General features: G+C 69.1%; 14 protein-coding genes. 11 read left to right on the top strand and 3 right to left on the bottom strand.

What is annotated here, in order from left to right; all coding sequences use genetic code 11:
* Position 1: 1 nt before the first annotated feature.
* Positions 2 to 949 (bottom strand): alpha/beta fold hydrolase, encoded by a 948-nt coding sequence (locus CDN99_RS17575; protein ID WP_158218872.1) that lies wholly within the window; start codon positions 947 to 949, stop codon positions 2 to 4.
* 110 nt (positions 950 to 1,059) lie between these two features.
* Positions 1,060 to 1,701 (bottom strand): hypothetical protein, encoded by a 642-nt coding sequence (locus CDN99_RS17570; RefSeq protein ID WP_088386243.1) that lies wholly within the window; start codon positions 1,699 to 1,701, stop codon positions 1,060 to 1,062.
* Between the two features lie 175 nt (positions 1,702 to 1,876).
* On the opposite strand from CDN99_RS17570, the gene CDN99_RS17565 reads away from it, so the two are divergent.
* Positions 1,877 to 3,133 (top strand): glycosyltransferase family 4 protein, encoded by a 1,257-nt coding sequence (locus CDN99_RS17565; protein ID WP_088386242.1) that lies wholly within the window; start codon positions 1,877 to 1,879, stop codon positions 3,131 to 3,133.
* A 270-nt stretch (positions 3,134 to 3,403) separates the two neighbouring features.
* Here CDN99_RS17565 and lplT read toward each other — a convergent pair whose 3' ends face one another.
* Positions 3,404 to 4,678, bottom strand: coding sequence for a lysophospholipid transporter LplT (lplT, locus tag CDN99_RS17560; RefSeq protein WP_088386188.1), 1,275 nt, complete (start codon positions 4,676 to 4,678; stop codon positions 3,404 to 3,406).
* 214 nt (positions 4,679 to 4,892) lie between these two features.
* Between lplT and CDN99_RS17555 the strand changes: the two genes are divergently transcribed.
* The 10 genes from CDN99_RS17555 to prmA all read left to right on the top strand — a co-directional run bounded on the left by CDN99_RS17555 (position 4,893) and on the right by prmA (position 14,376).
* Positions 4,893 to 6,947, top strand: a complete 2,055-nt coding sequence (locus CDN99_RS17555; protein ID WP_088386187.1) for a ribonuclease catalytic domain-containing protein — start codon at positions 4,893 to 4,895, stop codon at positions 6,945 to 6,947.
* A 10-nt stretch (positions 6,948 to 6,957) separates the two neighbouring features.
* Positions 6,958 to 7,815 carry a cell envelope integrity TolA family protein gene (locus CDN99_RS17550; RefSeq protein WP_088386241.1) on the top strand — a complete coding sequence of 286 codons (858 nt, stop codon included), beginning with the start codon at positions 6,958 to 6,960 and terminating at the stop codon, positions 7,813 to 7,815.
* 143 nt (positions 7,816 to 7,958) lie between these two features.
* Positions 7,959 to 8,828: a shikimate dehydrogenase gene (gene aroE, locus CDN99_RS17545; protein ID WP_088386240.1), complete on the top strand. Its 870-nt coding sequence runs from the start codon at positions 7,959 to 7,961 to the stop codon at positions 8,826 to 8,828.
* On the top strand, positions 8,825 to 9,571 hold the full coding sequence (locus tag CDN99_RS17540; protein WP_088386186.1) for a transglycosylase domain-containing protein: 747 nt from the start codon (positions 8,825 to 8,827) through the stop codon (positions 9,569 to 9,571). Before aroE ends, CDN99_RS17540 begins: the two co-directional genes overlap by 4 nt.
* Before the next feature lie 73 nt (positions 9,572 to 9,644).
* Positions 9,645 to 10,244 (top strand): hypothetical protein, encoded by a 600-nt coding sequence (locus CDN99_RS17535; protein WP_088386185.1) that lies wholly within the window; start codon positions 9,645 to 9,647, stop codon positions 10,242 to 10,244.
* Positions 10,244 to 10,807: a TlpA disulfide reductase family protein gene (locus CDN99_RS17530; RefSeq protein ID WP_088386184.1), complete on the top strand. Its 564-nt coding sequence runs from the start codon at positions 10,244 to 10,246 to the stop codon at positions 10,805 to 10,807. Before CDN99_RS17535 ends, CDN99_RS17530 begins: the two co-directional genes overlap by 1 nt.
* A gap of 179 nt (positions 10,808 to 10,986) precedes the next feature.
* Positions 10,987 to 11,427: a type II 3-dehydroquinate dehydratase gene (gene aroQ / locus CDN99_RS17525; protein WP_088386183.1), complete on the top strand. Its 441-nt coding sequence runs from the start codon at positions 10,987 to 10,989 to the stop codon at positions 11,425 to 11,427.
* A 67-nt stretch (positions 11,428 to 11,494) separates the two neighbouring features.
* A complete protein-coding gene (gene accB / locus CDN99_RS17520) occupies positions 11,495 to 11,956 on the top strand; it encodes an acetyl-CoA carboxylase biotin carboxyl carrier protein (RefSeq protein ID WP_088386182.1) in 462 nt (153 codons plus the stop codon).
* A gap of 9 nt (positions 11,957 to 11,965) precedes the next feature.
* Positions 11,966 to 13,315, top strand: a complete 1,350-nt coding sequence (gene accC / locus CDN99_RS17515) for an acetyl-CoA carboxylase biotin carboxylase subunit (protein ID WP_088386181.1) — start codon at positions 11,966 to 11,968, stop codon at positions 13,313 to 13,315.
* Positions 13,316 to 13,479: 164 nt separating this feature from the next.
* On the top strand, positions 13,480 to 14,376 hold the full coding sequence (gene prmA / locus CDN99_RS17510; protein ID WP_088386239.1) for a 50S ribosomal protein L11 methyltransferase: 897 nt from the start codon (positions 13,480 to 13,482) through the stop codon (positions 14,374 to 14,376).
* The last annotated feature ends 79 nt before the right edge of the window (positions 14,377 to 14,455 follow it).

Here is a 14,455-nt window from a genome sequence, read left to right as displayed (position 1 = left end):
CTCACCGCGTGACGGTGCCCTCCGGCGCCGACGCGACATCGGCCGCCTTCGCCGCCCGCTCCTTCGCCGCCGCGCGCTCCCGTGCTTCCCGCGTCACCTCGTCGATCGCCTCCACGACGACCTCCGGCTTGTCCCGCTGGATGTAATGCCCCGAGCCCTCCACCGGCTGCAGGCGCGCCGCGCCGGTCAACGGCAGCCAGTTGGGTTCCAGCCCGTGGACCATCGCCTCGAAGCCGCTGGCCGCTTCCATCGGCGAGTACACGGTGCGCGTCAGCACGCGCACGGGCACGTCCGGCCGCGGCTTCTGCAGCAGCGCGTCGACGCATTCCTGCTGCATGTTGAACTCCGCCTGCGTCATGCCGCGGAAGACGCGGCGACTCATGCTGTCCAGCATGTTGGCCATCAGCGGCACCTCGACCTGCATGCGGCGCAGGTGCATCGGGTGGGTGGCGTCGACGAGCACCAGGCCCGCCACTTCGTCGGGGTAGAGCCGCGAGTAGGCGTACTGGTACAGCCCGCCGATCGAGTGGCCGACCAGCACGTACGGCGGCTTGATGCCGGCGCTCTTGAGCAGCTCGTGCAACTCCGTGGCGATGCCGCAGGGGCTGCGCGGCGTCGGCGGCGTGGCAGTGCTGTCGCCGTAGCCGGGGCGGTCGTAGGCGAAGACGCTGTGATGCGGACGCAGCTCCTGCAGCACCGCCGCCCACGGGTCGCGGCCGTCGCCCAAGCCCGATTGCAGGACGATCGTCGGATCGCCCCGACCCACCTGCGTGTAGACGATGGGGCCGCCGAGGACGCGCTGATTGCCGGTGTTGGGCATCACGCTGCCGCACCCGGCGAGCAGCGCGGCCGAGGCGACCGCCATCGCGAGCGCCGCGCGGCGCGCCAATGACTGCGATGGCGACGGCAACGAGATCGGCGCCTCGTGGCGCCGTTCTGACAAAGACATGCGGGAACTCCTTCTTGTCGGCATGGCCGGCCGAGGGCCGGTCCGGCGCCTGTCCCCGCGTCTGTGTGCGATCCGGCGAGGCCGGATCGCGGCGCGTCGCTCGTGTCGGGTCAGGCCGCCTGTTCGCCGTTCACCGCATTGTGCCCATCGCCACGGGCCCAATGCATCGGGTCCATGCGCTCACCGCGCAACAGATGCAACGGTGCGCGGTGGTACAGCTGGATGTCGTGGAACGGGTCCGTGACGATCTTCGTCGCCCAGGCCAGGCCGGTGCGCAGGTCGCGGATCACCGCCAGTTGCAGCACGCGGAAGGCCAGGCCGCCGGCGCCCAGCCAGAACCAGAGCATGCCCAGTTGATGCAGATACTCGACGAAGCTGGTGGCCGGCTCGAACACGCCGAACAGCCCCGGCTGCAGCCACAGCAGCACCGGCGACGCGGCCCACAGGCCCATCAGCACGATCTTGCGGCGCAGGTTGTAGCCGACCTTGATCTCTTCCTTGTACTCGTGGGTGGCCTGGTTCACTTCGTCGTAGCCCTTGGGCTCGAAGAAGAAGTGGCCGGCCTGGCGGCTGGTCATCGAGACGCCCCAGGCCAGCAGCGCGGCCCAGGCCGGGTCGACCAGCAGCAGCCCGTAGGCGATCACGAAGCAGCAGGCGCTCAACAGGTGCAGCGACTGGTTGATGCGGCAATGGTGGTAGTAGCGGTGGTCGTCCCAACGCTGTTCGTTCAGGAGTGCCAGAAAATCGTTCATGCGGGCCTCGTCCAAGGGTGAGCGGGTGAGCGTGACGTCGATCGATGGCAACGCCGTGATGAGACGGTGATGCGGCGATGACGGACGCGTGGCGACTGTGTCTATTCGCTGTTTCAGGCGCGTGACGGTCGGCACCGTCACAGAACTGTTGCGATCGACGACCATCATTCCGGCCATGACGACCGCGCCGATCGAACTCGAAGTCGACGAGCTCCCCACCCGCCAGCGGCATTTCCGCGTCGCGGTGGTGACGGAGACCTATCCCCCGGAGGTCAACGGCGTGGCGCGCAGCATCGCCTGCGTGGTCAGGGGCTTGCAGTCCCGCGACCATGCGGTGCAGTTGCTGCGCCCGCGCCAGCCGCCCGCCGGAGCCGCCGCGCGGCAGGAGGCGCCGATCGACGAGGTGCTGATGCGCGGCCTGGCCGTGCCGCGTTATCCGCATCTGCGCATGGGCGTGGTGTCCAAGCGCACACTGGTCAACCTGTGGGCCAGCAAGCGGCCGGACGTCGTCCACATCGCGACGGAAGGCCCGATGGGCTGGTCCGCGCTGCAGGCGGCGCGGCAGCTCAAGCTGCCGGTGGTGTCGGAGTTCCGCACCAACTTCCATGCCTACGCCCAGCATTACGGCATCGGCTGGCTGCGCCGCCCGCTGCTGGCCTACCTGCGCAAGTTCCATAACCGCTGCCACAGCACGATGGTGCCGAACGCGGCGCTGGCCGGCGAGCTGATGGCGCAAGGCTTCCGTCACGTCAGCGTGATCGCGCGCGGCGTCGACACACAGCTGTTCCACCCGTCGCGTCGCAGCGAGGCGCTGCGCGCCAGTTGGGGCGCGGCATCGGGCGATCCGGTGCTGCTGCATGTGGGACGGCTGGCGGCGGAGAAGAATCTCCAGTTGCTCGTCGATCTGTGGCCGGCGCTGCTGCAGCGCCAGCCGCGCGCCCGGCTGGTGCTGGTCGGTGACGGGCCGGCGCGCGCCGATCTGGAGCAGCGCCTGCCGCCGTCCGCCAACGTCGTCTTCGCCGGCATGCGCCACGGCGAGGACCTCGCGGCCTGTTATGCCAGCGGCGATCTGTTCGTCTTCCCCAGCATCACCGAGACCTACGGCAACGTCACGCCGGAGGCATTGGCCAGCGGCCTGCCGGTCATGGCCTACCAGTACGCCGCGGCGGCGCTGCTGGTGCGGGACGGCGGCAATGGCGGCCTCGCGCCGTTCAACGACGCGCAAGCCTTCCAGTCGCGGACGCTGGCGTTGATGGACGACCTGCCCCGGTTGCGGGCCATGGGCCTCGCGGCGCGGGAGAGCGCTGAATCCCTCGACTGGGATGGCATCGTGCAAGGCATCGAGCAGGTCTATGCCTCGGCCATCGACGGCACCAGCACCGCGCTGCGCGCCGGGTCGCAGCTGTCGACGATGCCGGTGCGGGCGCTGTAGTTCTTCGTCCCGCGGAGACCGCGCAGGGACGGAGGGAGGCCGGCCGCGGGGCTGCCGCCGGCGCAGCGCGGGCACGCGAAGCGTGTTCAAGCACTGACTGGGCGCCTCTGTCCGAGCCAAACGAGCCGAAGGCGAGAGGGCGAGTTGGGCGCCCTCCCGCGCTGCGCCGGCGGCAGCCCCGCGGCCGGCCTCCCTCCGTCCTCGTCGCAGCGCTCAGCCGTGGTGACTCACGTCCGGGCGCGGCGGCCCGCGCTCCGATCGAAGCGCTGATCAGTCCTTGACCGCGCCTCGCGTGTCCTCGCCGCGCCAGCGACGGCCCGGTGGCCGGGCTCGGTCCGCTTTCGTCGCGGCGCTCAGCCGTCGTGCCATCAGCGTGAGGACACAAAGGCAGACGAAGAGTCCAAGCCCGCTCATCAACCACACCAGCGGCACGCCGCAGGCTTGCAGGATCGCGTAGCTGCCCAGCATCAGGAGGATGCTGAGGTTCTCGTTGAATCCCTGCACGGCGATCGAGCGGCCAGCGCTGAGCAGTTGCACGCCGCGGTGCTGCAACAACGCGTTCATCGGAACGACCATCGCGCCGCCCACGGCCCCCACCAACACCATCGCCGGCAGCGCCCAGCCCAGCGAGGTCACCCACGGCGTGCCCAGCATCAACGCACCCAGCATCAGGCCCAGCGGCATCACTCTGAGCGAATGGTGCAGCGCGATCCAGCGGCCCGCCAGGCCCGCGCCCACCACCACGCCGATCGCCACGGTCGCCTGCAGATAGGCACCCTGATTCAGCCGCAGGCCGAGCACGTCCTGCGCCCACTGCAACACCGCGAGCTGCAAGGTCGCGCCGGCGCCCCAGAACAAGGTCGTCATCGACAGCGACAGGCGGCCGCCCAGGCGGTCACGCCACAACGCGGCGTTGGATGCGTAAAAGTCCCTCAGGATCTCGCGAGGACGGGTCGGCGCCTTCGGGTAGGCGATGCCGCTCTCCGGCACGCGCAGTTGCAGCGCGGCCGCCAGCGCATAGATCGCGAGCAGCGCGCACAAGGACGCGCGCAGCGGTTGCGCCAGGCCAAGCTCGCCGACCGCCGTCATCCACCAGGGACTGACCAGCAGGCCGCCGACCAGCGTGCCCAGCAGCACCGAGCACACCACCGAGACCTCGATCCAGCCGTTGGCCGCGACAAGCTTGCCCGGGGGAACGATTTCGGTGATGAGGCCGTACTTCGCCGGCGCGTAGCAGGCAGCGGCGGTGCCGACGATGCCGAAGGCGATCAGCGGATCCAGCCCCAGCGCCATCAGGCCCACGCCCACCGCCTTCAATCCATTCATGCAGGTCATCAGCGCGACCTTGGGCCACGCGTCGGCGATCAGCCCGACGACCGGCGCCAGGCCCACGTAGGCCAGCGTGAAGCACAGCTTCAGCAGCGGCGCCCACCACACGGGCTGCCCCATCTCGCGCAGCAGCGCGATGCCCACGATCAGCAACGCGTTGTCCGCCAGCGCGGAGAAGAACTGCGCGGCGATGAGGGTGTGAAAGCGCGGGGGCATGGCATCGGCCCCGGTCAGGGCGGGCAGTTCGCCGCGAGTATGCGAAAGCGCCGTGACCGCGCCTTGACATGCGTTTGACATCGCGTTGACAGGCGTTTGTCACCGGCGGGATGTTGCATCGGCGCCCACGAGCCTCACGTCCGGAACGAATTGAGACAGCGCTCCCCGGCACCCAACCGGCGCCCCCTCCACGATCAGCGACAATCCCGCCGCTATGTTTGCCCTGTTCGAAGAAGCCGGAAAATTCCTCGCCGGTCGCGTCCTGTCCGAAGCCGAATCCTCGATGCAGATCGAGCTCGATTCGGGCAAGCGCGTCAAAGTGAAGGCCGCCAACGTCCTCCTGAAGTTCGACAAGCCGTCCCCGGCCGAGCTGATCGCGGACGGCCAGCGGCTGGCCCAGGAGATCGACCTCGATCTCGCCTGGGAATTCGCGCCCGACACCGAGTTCGGCTTCGCCGACCTTGCCCGCGATTACTTCGACGCCAAGTCGACGCTCGGCCAGCAGGCCGGCGCGTTGTTCCGGCTGTTCGAATCGCCCCATTACTTCCGCCGCATGGGCAAGGGGCAGTTCAAGAAGGCGCCGGCGGACATCGTCAAGGCCGCGTTGCTCGGCATCGAGCGCAAGAAGCAGATCGCCGCGCAGATCGAGCAATGGGCCGACGAGATGGCGCGGGGCCAATGCCCGCAGCCGATCGCCGACCAGATCTACAAGATCCTGTTCCGCCCGGACAAGAACGGCCCCGAGTACAAGGCGCTGGTCGAGGCCGCCAAGCGCAGCCACAAGGCGCCGCTGGACCTGCTCAAGGACGCCGGCGCGATCACCAGCCCCTACCAGTTCCACTGGAAGCGCTTCCTCTTCGAGCACTTCCCCAAGGGCACCGGTTTCCCGGCGCTGACCGCGCCCGAGATCAAGGACGAGCTGCCGCTCGCGCCGGTCAAGGCCTTCTCGATCGACGACTCCGCCACCACCGAGATCGACGACGCGCTGTCGGTCCAGGGCCTGGGATCGGGCACGGTGATCTTCGGCGTGCACATCGCCGCGCCCGGCCTGGCGATCCAGCCGGATTCCGCCGTCGACAAGGTCGCCCGCGATCGTTTCTCCACCGTCTACATGCCGGGCTGGAAGCTGACGATGCTGCCCGACGACGTCGTCCAGGCCTACACGCTGATCGAGGGCCGCGACTGCCCCGCCGTCAGCATCTACCTGACGATGGACGAGGCGACGCTCGAGATCACCGCGCGCGAGACCAGGCTCGAGCGCGTGTCCATCGTCGCCAACCTGCGTCATGACAAGCTGGACAACGTCATCACCGACGCCACCTTGACCGGCGCGGCGCCGGCCGACTATGCGTTCGCCGACGACCTGGCCTTCGCCTATCGCCTCGCCAAGGACCTGAAGGCCAAGCGCGAGGTCGTGCGCGGCAAGCCGGAGAACTTCAACCGGCCCGACTACAACTTCCGCCTCGACAACGCCGCCGAGCGCGAGCCCGACGGCAGCGAGCAGGTCAGCATCGGCATCCGCCAGCGCGGCGCCGCGCTCGACCTGATCGTGGCCGAGGCGATGATCCTGGCCAACTCCAGCTGGGGCGCGCTGCTGGCCGAGTCCGGCGTGCCCGGCATCTACCGCAGCCAGGCCAGCCTGGCGCCCGGCATCAAGGTGCGCATGGGCACCAGGCCCGCGCCGCATGCCGGCATGGGCGTGTCGCAATACACCTGGGCCACGTCGCCGCTGCGCCGCTACGTCGACCTCGTGAACCAGTGGCAGATCATCGCCTGCGCCCGCCACGGCCGCACCGCCGCGCTGGTCGCGCCGTTCAAGCCCAAGGACGCGCAGCTGTTCTCGATCATCTCGGGATTCGACGCCGCCTACAGCGCCTACAACGGCTTCCAGTCTGGCATCGAGCGCTACTGGACGCTGCGCTACGTGCAGCAGCAAGGCATCACCGAGCTGACCGCCGCCGTGCTGAAGGACGGCCTGGTGCGCGCCGACGAGCTGCCGCTGGTCTTCCGCGCGCTCGGTTGCGAGAACCTGCCGCGCAACAGCCACGTCAAGGTGCGCATCACCGGCCTGGACGAGTTGACGCTGGACGTGCACGCCACGCTGGTCGAGCGCCTGGACGCGGAAGCCGCGCCGGCCGCCGACACGGAGGCCGAATCGGAGGAGGACGAGGAGCCGAGCGGCGTGCTCACGCTGGCCATCGACCTCAATGCCGAGGAAGGCGCCGACGGCGCCCAGGCTCCGGCATCCACGCCCGCCGCCGCATCCTGACCGCGTCGAGATGCCCAAGCTCAGTCCGCTGCACTACGCGCTGATCGCTTCGGTCGGCCTGCACGTGGGTTTGGGCACGCTGAAGATCGTCGCCCCCGACCAGTTCGACCGGCTGTTCCAGGACACGCCGCTGGAGGTGGTGCTGGTCAACGCGCGCGGACAGGAGGCGCCGACCAAGGCGCAGGTGCTGGCGCAGGCCAACCTGGCGGGCGGCGGGGAAACGACAGCGGACATGCGCGCGACGTCGCCGCTGCCGCCCTCCCCCAAGCTGGAGACCGGCGACAGCACCGAGGTCCAGCACAGCCAGATCCAGCAGCTGCAGCAGGCGCAGGAACAGTTGCTGACGCAGGTGCGGCGCGAGCTCGCCCTGCTGCCGCCGCCCGACCCGCAACGCGACAAGGGCACGCCCGAGGCGCGCGAGCAGGCCGAGCGCCGCCGCCAGCTCGTCCAGCTGCTGGCCGAGATCGAGAAACGCGTCAACGACGAGAACGCCCGTCCGCGCAAGCGCTACGTCAGCCCCGCCACCCGCGAGGTCGTCTACGCGCAGTACTACGACCAGCTCCGCCGCCGCATCGAGACCCGCGGCACCCGCGACTTCCCGACCTACCAGGGCCGCAAGCTCTACGGCGAGCTGACGATGAACATCCACGTGGACTACCGCGGTCGCGTCGTCGAGACCGACATCGTGCAGAGCTCCGGCAACGCGGTGCTGGACCGCCGCGCGATCGCGATCGTGCGGGCGAGCGCGCCCTTCGGCACGTTCACCGCGCAGATGCGCCAGGGCGCGGAACTGCTGGTCATCACCTCCCGGTTCCGCTTCACCCGCGACGAAAACCTGGAGACAACACTCAGCGGCCAGCCGTCCTGAGGGCGGCGGTCGACCTCGTCCGCCATCCGGTTCAACGTCCCCTCCGTTCGCGGCTCTTCATATAGGTGCAGATGAGCATGAGCGCAGCCCCCTTCCCCGTTTCAACGCCCCCCGTTCCGGCCGGGTCCGATCAAGCCAGCCGCATCGACTCCGGCATCGACCGCTATGCGGTGGCCGGCAACCCGGTGGCGCACAGCCGCTCGCCGCAGATCCACGCCGCCTTCGCCACGCAGACCGGCCAGTCGCTGGTCTATGAGCGGCTGCTGTGCCCGCTCGACGGCTTCGACGCCGAGATCCGCGCCTTCGCGGCCGGCGGCGCCCGGGGCTGCAACGTCACCGTCCCGTTCAAGTTCGATGCCTTCCGGCTTGCCACGCGCCGCACGCCGCGGGCGCAACTGGCCGGCGCGGTCAACACGCTGCGCTTCGACGCGGAAGACTGGCTGGGCGACAACACCGACGGCGCCGGCCTCGTGGCCGACATCGAGCGCAACGCCGCCCGGCCTCTGCGCGGCTTGCGCGTGCTGCTGATCGGCGCGGGCGGGGCCTCGGCCGGCGTGCTCGGCAGCCTGATCGGCGCGCGACCGGCGGCGATCCACGTCGTCAACCGCAGTCCGGACAAGGCGCTCGCGCTGGTCGAGAGTCACCGCGGCTGGGCCGACGATCACGGCGTGCGGCTTGGCGCCGGCGCACTGGACACGCCCACGCCGGACGGCCTGCATGACGTGGTGATCAACGGCACGAGCGCCTCGCTGGGCGGGGCCGGCGTCCCGTTGCCCGATGCCGGCGCGACGGTCCTGTCGCGTGGCGGGCTCGCGATCGACATGATGTATGGCCCTGCCGCTGCGACCTTCCTGAACTGGGCCGGCGCCCAGGCCGGCCCGAACGGCGCGCTGCGCGACGGCCTGGGCATGCTGGTCGAGCAGGCGGCCGAGGCCTTCCTGCTCTGGCGCGGCGTGCGCCCGGACAGCGCGGCCGTGCTGGCCGACTTGCGTCGCCAGCTGGAGGCCGCATGAGGCAGGCCCTGCGTCTGCTCGCGATGCTGGCGGCCAGCATCGTCTGCCTGCAGATCTTCTTCGCCGCGCGCATCGCGCTGATGGCGGTGGTGGCACCGCAGTCGACCACCTTCCAACGCTCCGAGGCCTTGCGGCTCGCCCGCGAGAAGGGCCAGATCCTCTGGTCCCAGCAATGGGTCGACGACGACCAGATCAGCAAGCACCTCAAGCGTGCCGTGATCGCCAGCGAGGACGCCGGCTTCAACGAACACGGCGGGGTCGACTGGGACGCGCTCGAAAAGGCGTGGGACAAGAACCAGCGGGCGCAGGCGCAAGCCGACAAGCGTGCCGCGCGTCTGGCGCAAGTCGCCCCGAGCAAGCCGCCGCCGGTGCCCAAGGTGGTCGGCGGATCGACGATCACGCAGCAGCTCGCGAAGAACCTGTTCCTCAGCTCCGAACGCACGCTGGTGCGCAAGGGTCAGGAGTTCATCCTGACCTTCATGCTGGAGGCGCTGCTCGGCAAGCAGCGCATCCTGGAGATCTACCTGAACAATGTCGAGTGGGGCGAAGGCGTCTTCGGCGCCCAGGCGGCGGCGCGTCACTACTACCGCGTCGACGCCTCCAGGCTCGCCCCCAGTCAGGCCGCCCGGCTGGCGGTGATGCTGCCGGCGCCGAAAAGGTTCGAGAAACGCCCAGGTTCGCCCTACGTGATCGGCCGTGCTGGCACCATCGAGGCCCGGATGGGCGCGGTCGAGCTCCCCTGAACGGCACCGCGGTGCCCTTGGTCAGTTCCCGATCGCGCGCCGCCGGCCCCCGTCCGTGTGCCGAGAGAATGCCATGACACCCGAACTGACGACCGAGATCGCCGCTGCCGCCGCCCGCATGGTGGTGGAGGAAGGCCTGGAGTACGGCCCCGCCAAGACCCGCGCGCTGAAGGTGCTGGGCCTGCCGCCCCGCACCGCGCTGCCAACCAACGACGAGCTGGAGGACCAGGTGCGCGAGTACCTGGACATCTTCTGCGCCGATACCCAACCCGCCGAGCTGCTGGCGCTGCGCGAGCTGGCGGCGGTCTGGATGGAGCGGCTGGCGGAGTTCCGCCCCCACCTGAGCGGCGCGGTCTGGCGCGGCACGGCCACCCGGATGTCCCACATCCATCTGCAGCTGTACTGCGATGACAGCAAATCCGCGGAGATCGCGTTGCTGAATGAAGGGATCGACTACGACGTCGGCCAGGCGCGCAACAGCCGCGGCCAGACGGTCGACCAGTTGATCATCGACGCGCCCTGCCGCGCGTTGAACGAGCGCGTCGCGATCGCGCTGACCATCCTCGACTACGACGACCAGCGCGGCGCCCTGAAGCCGGACGCGCGCGGTCGGACCGAACGTGGCGACCTCGCGGCGCTGCGCCACCTGATGACGACGAAAAAGGACGATTGATGCAACGACGCGCGCTACTTGGATGGACGGCGGTCGGCCTGGCGGCCGCGGGCGCCGGTGCGTATGTCGCCCTGCGCCAGGGCCACGGGGCTTCCCGGGATGGCGCGGCGGCTACCCCGGTCGACGCCCTGTCGCCGCAGGCCGCGGCGTTCTGGAACGCCAGCTTCGACACGCTGGACCAGTCGACCTACCAGCCGGCCGCGCACCTGCGCGGCAAGCCCCTGCTGCTCAATTTCTGGGCGACCTGGTGCGCCCCGTGCGTCAAGGAGCTGCCGGAGATCAACCAGTTCCACGACGAGTTCGCCGCCCAAGGTTGGCAAGTCCTGGGGCTCGCGGTCGATGCGCCAACGCCGGTGCGCGCGTTCCTGGACAAGTTGCCGCTCAAGTTCCCCGTCGCCCTGGCTGGGCTGACCGGCACCGACCTGTCCAAAACGCTCGGCAACGCCAAGGGCGGCCTGCCCTTCACCGTCGCCTTCGACGCCTCGGGCGAGCCGGTCTGGAAGAAACTGGGCGCGACCCACCTCGAGGAATTGCGCGAGATGGCGCGCGGCCTGAAGCGCTGACCACCCGCCTGATCAGGGTCAACCCCTAGTTGGTGGGGGTGACGGCCATAGCTTCCGGTCCCGGGCTGGTCAAGCCATTTCTTTTTTGGGATGCTGTCGGGATCTGAAGTCAAAAGGCGTAAAGTCCACCCTTTTACGCTTCTAGTGTCTTCGCTCTAATTGGCAGGACCGGTCGCTGAATGCAAGTCCTGGTACTACACGGCCCCAATCTCAATCTGCTCGGCACCCGGGAGCCTGGGATCTATGGCGCGCAGACTTTGGCGCAGATCGATGAAGATCTGTCCAAGAAGGCGCGGGAAGCCGGCGTAGTCCTGGAGAGCTACCAGAGCAACCATGAAGGTGCGCTGGTGGACCGCATTCAGGCGGCGGGTCGCGATGGAACTCGCTTCATCATCATCAATCCGGCCGCCTACACCCACACCAGCGTCGCGATCCGCGATGCGCTGGCGGCGGTGGCGCTGCCGTTTGTCGAGGTGCACCTGTCCAACATCCACAAACGCGAGTCCTTCCGGCATCACAGCTACCTGTCGGACCTTGCCGTGGGCGTGATCTGCGGCCTCGGCCCGGTGGGTTACCACCTGGCCCTGCAGTACGCGTTGAGCCAGCGCCCCTCGTCCTGAGCGCTGCGGCCGCCCGGCCAGAAGACCCTCGTCGACGACCACAACCGATCCCCGTTGGAGAACCCCTATGGATTTGCGCAAGCTCAAGACCCTGATCGACCTCGTGTCCGAGTCGAACATTTCTGAACTTGAAATCACCGAAGCCGATGGCAAGGTGCGCATCGTCAAGTCCGATGGCCAGCCCGTCGTGGCCATGCCCGTGATGCAGGCCGCGCCGCAGGTGGCGGCACCGCAGCCGGTCGCGCAGCCCGCCGCGGCGCCCGCCGCCGCCGCCCCGGCGCCCGCCGTCGAGACCGGCCACATCGTCAAGTCGCCGATGGTCGGCACCTTCTACCGCGCGTCCAGCCCGAACGCCAAGCCGTTCGCCGAAGTCGGCCAGCAGGTCAAGGAAGGCGACGCGATCTGCATCATCGAAGCGATGAAGATCATGAACGAGATCGAGGCCGACAAGTCGGGCACGATCGTCAAGATCCTGGCCGAGAACGGCCAGCCGGTGGAATTCGGCCAGTCGCTGATCGTCATCGAATAAGGCGGGCCGATGTTCAAGAAGATTCTGATCGCCAATCGGGGGGAGATCGCCCTTCGCATCCAGCGCGCGTGTCGCGAGCTGGGCGTGAAGTCGGTGGTCGTGTACTCCGAGGCGGACCGTGACGCGAAGTACGTCAAGCTGGCCGACGAGGCCGTCTGCATCGGCCCGGCGCCGTCGGCGCAAAGCTACCTGAGCATGCCGGCCATCATCGCCACGGCCGAGGTGACCGATGCCGAGGCGATCCACCCCGGCTACGGCTTCCTGAGCGAGAACGCCGACTTCGCCGAGCGCGTCGAGCGCAGCGGCTTCACCTTCATCGGCCCAACCCCGGACAACATCCGGATGATGGGCGACAAGGTCTCGGCCAAGCAGGCCATGATCAAGGCCGGCGTGCCCTGCGTGCCCGGCTCCGAGGGCGCCCTGCCCGACGACCCGAAGGAGATCGTGCGCATCGCGCGCGCGGTCGGCTACCCGGTCATCATCAAGGCGGCCGGCGGCGGCGGCGGTCGCGGCATGCGCGTCGTCCACACCGAGGCGGCCCTGGTCAACGCGGTGCAGATGACCAAGGCGGAAGCCGCCGCGGCGTTCGGCAATCCACAGGTCTACATGGAGAAGTTCCTGGAGCATCCGCGCCACGTGGAGATCCAGGTGCTGGCGGACGGCCAGAAGAACGCCGTCTGGCTGGGCGAGCGCGACTGCTCCATGCAGCGCCGCCACCAGAAGATCATCGAGGAAGCGCCGGCGCCGGGCATCCCGCGTCGCCTGATCGAGCGCGTCGGCGATCGTTGCTCGGCCGCCTGCAAGAAGATGGGCTACCGCGGCGCGGGCACCTTCGAGTTCCTGTACGAGAACGGCGAGTTCTACTTCATCGAAATGAACACCCGCGTGCAGGTGGAGCATCCGGTGACGGAGATGGTGACCGGCATCGACATCGTGCAGATGCAGATCCGCATCGCCGCCGGCGAGAAGCTGCCCTTCACCCAGCGCAACATCACGATGCGCGGTCACTCGATCGAGTGCCGCATCAACGCGGAAGATCCGGTCAAGTTCATCCCGTCGCCCGGCCGCATCACGATGTGGCATCCGCCCGGCGGCCCCGGCGTGCGCGTGGACTCGCATGCGTACACCAACTACTTCGTGCCGCCGAACTACGACTCGATGATCGGCAAGATCATCGTGCACGGCGACACCCGCGAGCAGGCCCTGGCCCGCATGCGGATCGCGCTGTCGGAAACGGTGATCGAAGGCATCCAGACCAACATCCCGCTGCACCGCGAGCTGATGGCCGACGCGAAGTTCATCGAAGGCGGCACCGACATCCATTACCTCGAACAATGGATGGCCGCCCACAAGCGCTGATCGACCCCGCGCGCCCACGGCCCTGATCGGCCGCTGAGCGACAATCCACAGCCCTCAAGCGGGGACCTCCGGGTCCGCCTTGGGGGTTGTCCATTTCCGGGGGCCGAGGCCCCGCACCCCGTAGTCCTGGAGTCCCCATGAGCGAGCCCCGACCCGAAACCCTGCTGCACGAACTGGTGCTGATCTGCCGCGAGGTGGACGTCGAGACCGTCAGCGACGCGTTGATGGAGATCGAGTCGCTGGCGGTGTCCGTCGAGGACGCCGACGCTGACACGCCGGCCGAGCACGCGCTGTTCGGAGAACCCGGCATGCCGGCGCCCAAGCCGGGCTGGGAGCGCTCGGTGGTCAAGGCGCTGTTCGCGACCGAAGCCGAGGCGACCGAGGCCGCGACGCTGCTGCTGTCCCAGGACTGGGCCGCCGACGTGCATGTGCAGACCATCCAGGCGGTGGCCGAGCAGGACTGGGTGCGGCTGACGCAATCGCAATTCGCGCCGGTCGAGATCACGCCGGAGTTCTGGATCGTGCCGTCCTGGCACGAGGCGCCCGCGCAGGCCAGGCAGGTCATGCGACTGGACCCGGGCCTGGCCTTCGGCACCGGCACGCACCCGACCACGCGCATGTGCCTGCGCTGGATCGCCGGCCACGGCGCCGAGGCTGCCGGCTGGCAACGCGTGCTGGATTACGGCTGCGGCTCCGGCATCCTGGCGATCGCCACCGGCCTGTTCGGCGCGACGAACATCGATGCGGTCGACATCGACCCGGCCGCGGTGACCGCCTCGCTGCAGAACGCCAAGGACAACCAGGTCACGCTGAACGCCGCTCTGCCCGACGCCGCCCAGGGCGAGTACCCGGTCGTGCTGGCCAACATCCTGGCCACGCCGCTGAAGCTGCTGGCGCCGCTGCTGTGCAGCCATCTGGCGCCGGGCGCGCACCTGGTGCTGGCGGGCATCCTCGAACGCCAGGCCGACGAGCTGAAGGCGGCCTATGCGCCGCACGTGCGGCTCGAAGTCGCCGACAGCGAGGAGGGATGGATCCTCATGACCGCGCAGCGTGACGCCTGAGCATCGGCTCGACAGCATTCGCTCGGCCATCTGCTCGGCCATTCGCTCGACCATCGGTCCGAGCGATCGGCCGACCTCT

It is taken from the genome of Roseateles aquatilis, from assembly GCF_002205645.1.
GTDB classification, from domain to species: domain Bacteria; phylum Pseudomonadota; class Gammaproteobacteria; order Burkholderiales; family Burkholderiaceae_C; genus Roseateles; species Roseateles aquatilis.
This window is presented reverse-complemented; position numbering and strand designations above follow the sequence as displayed.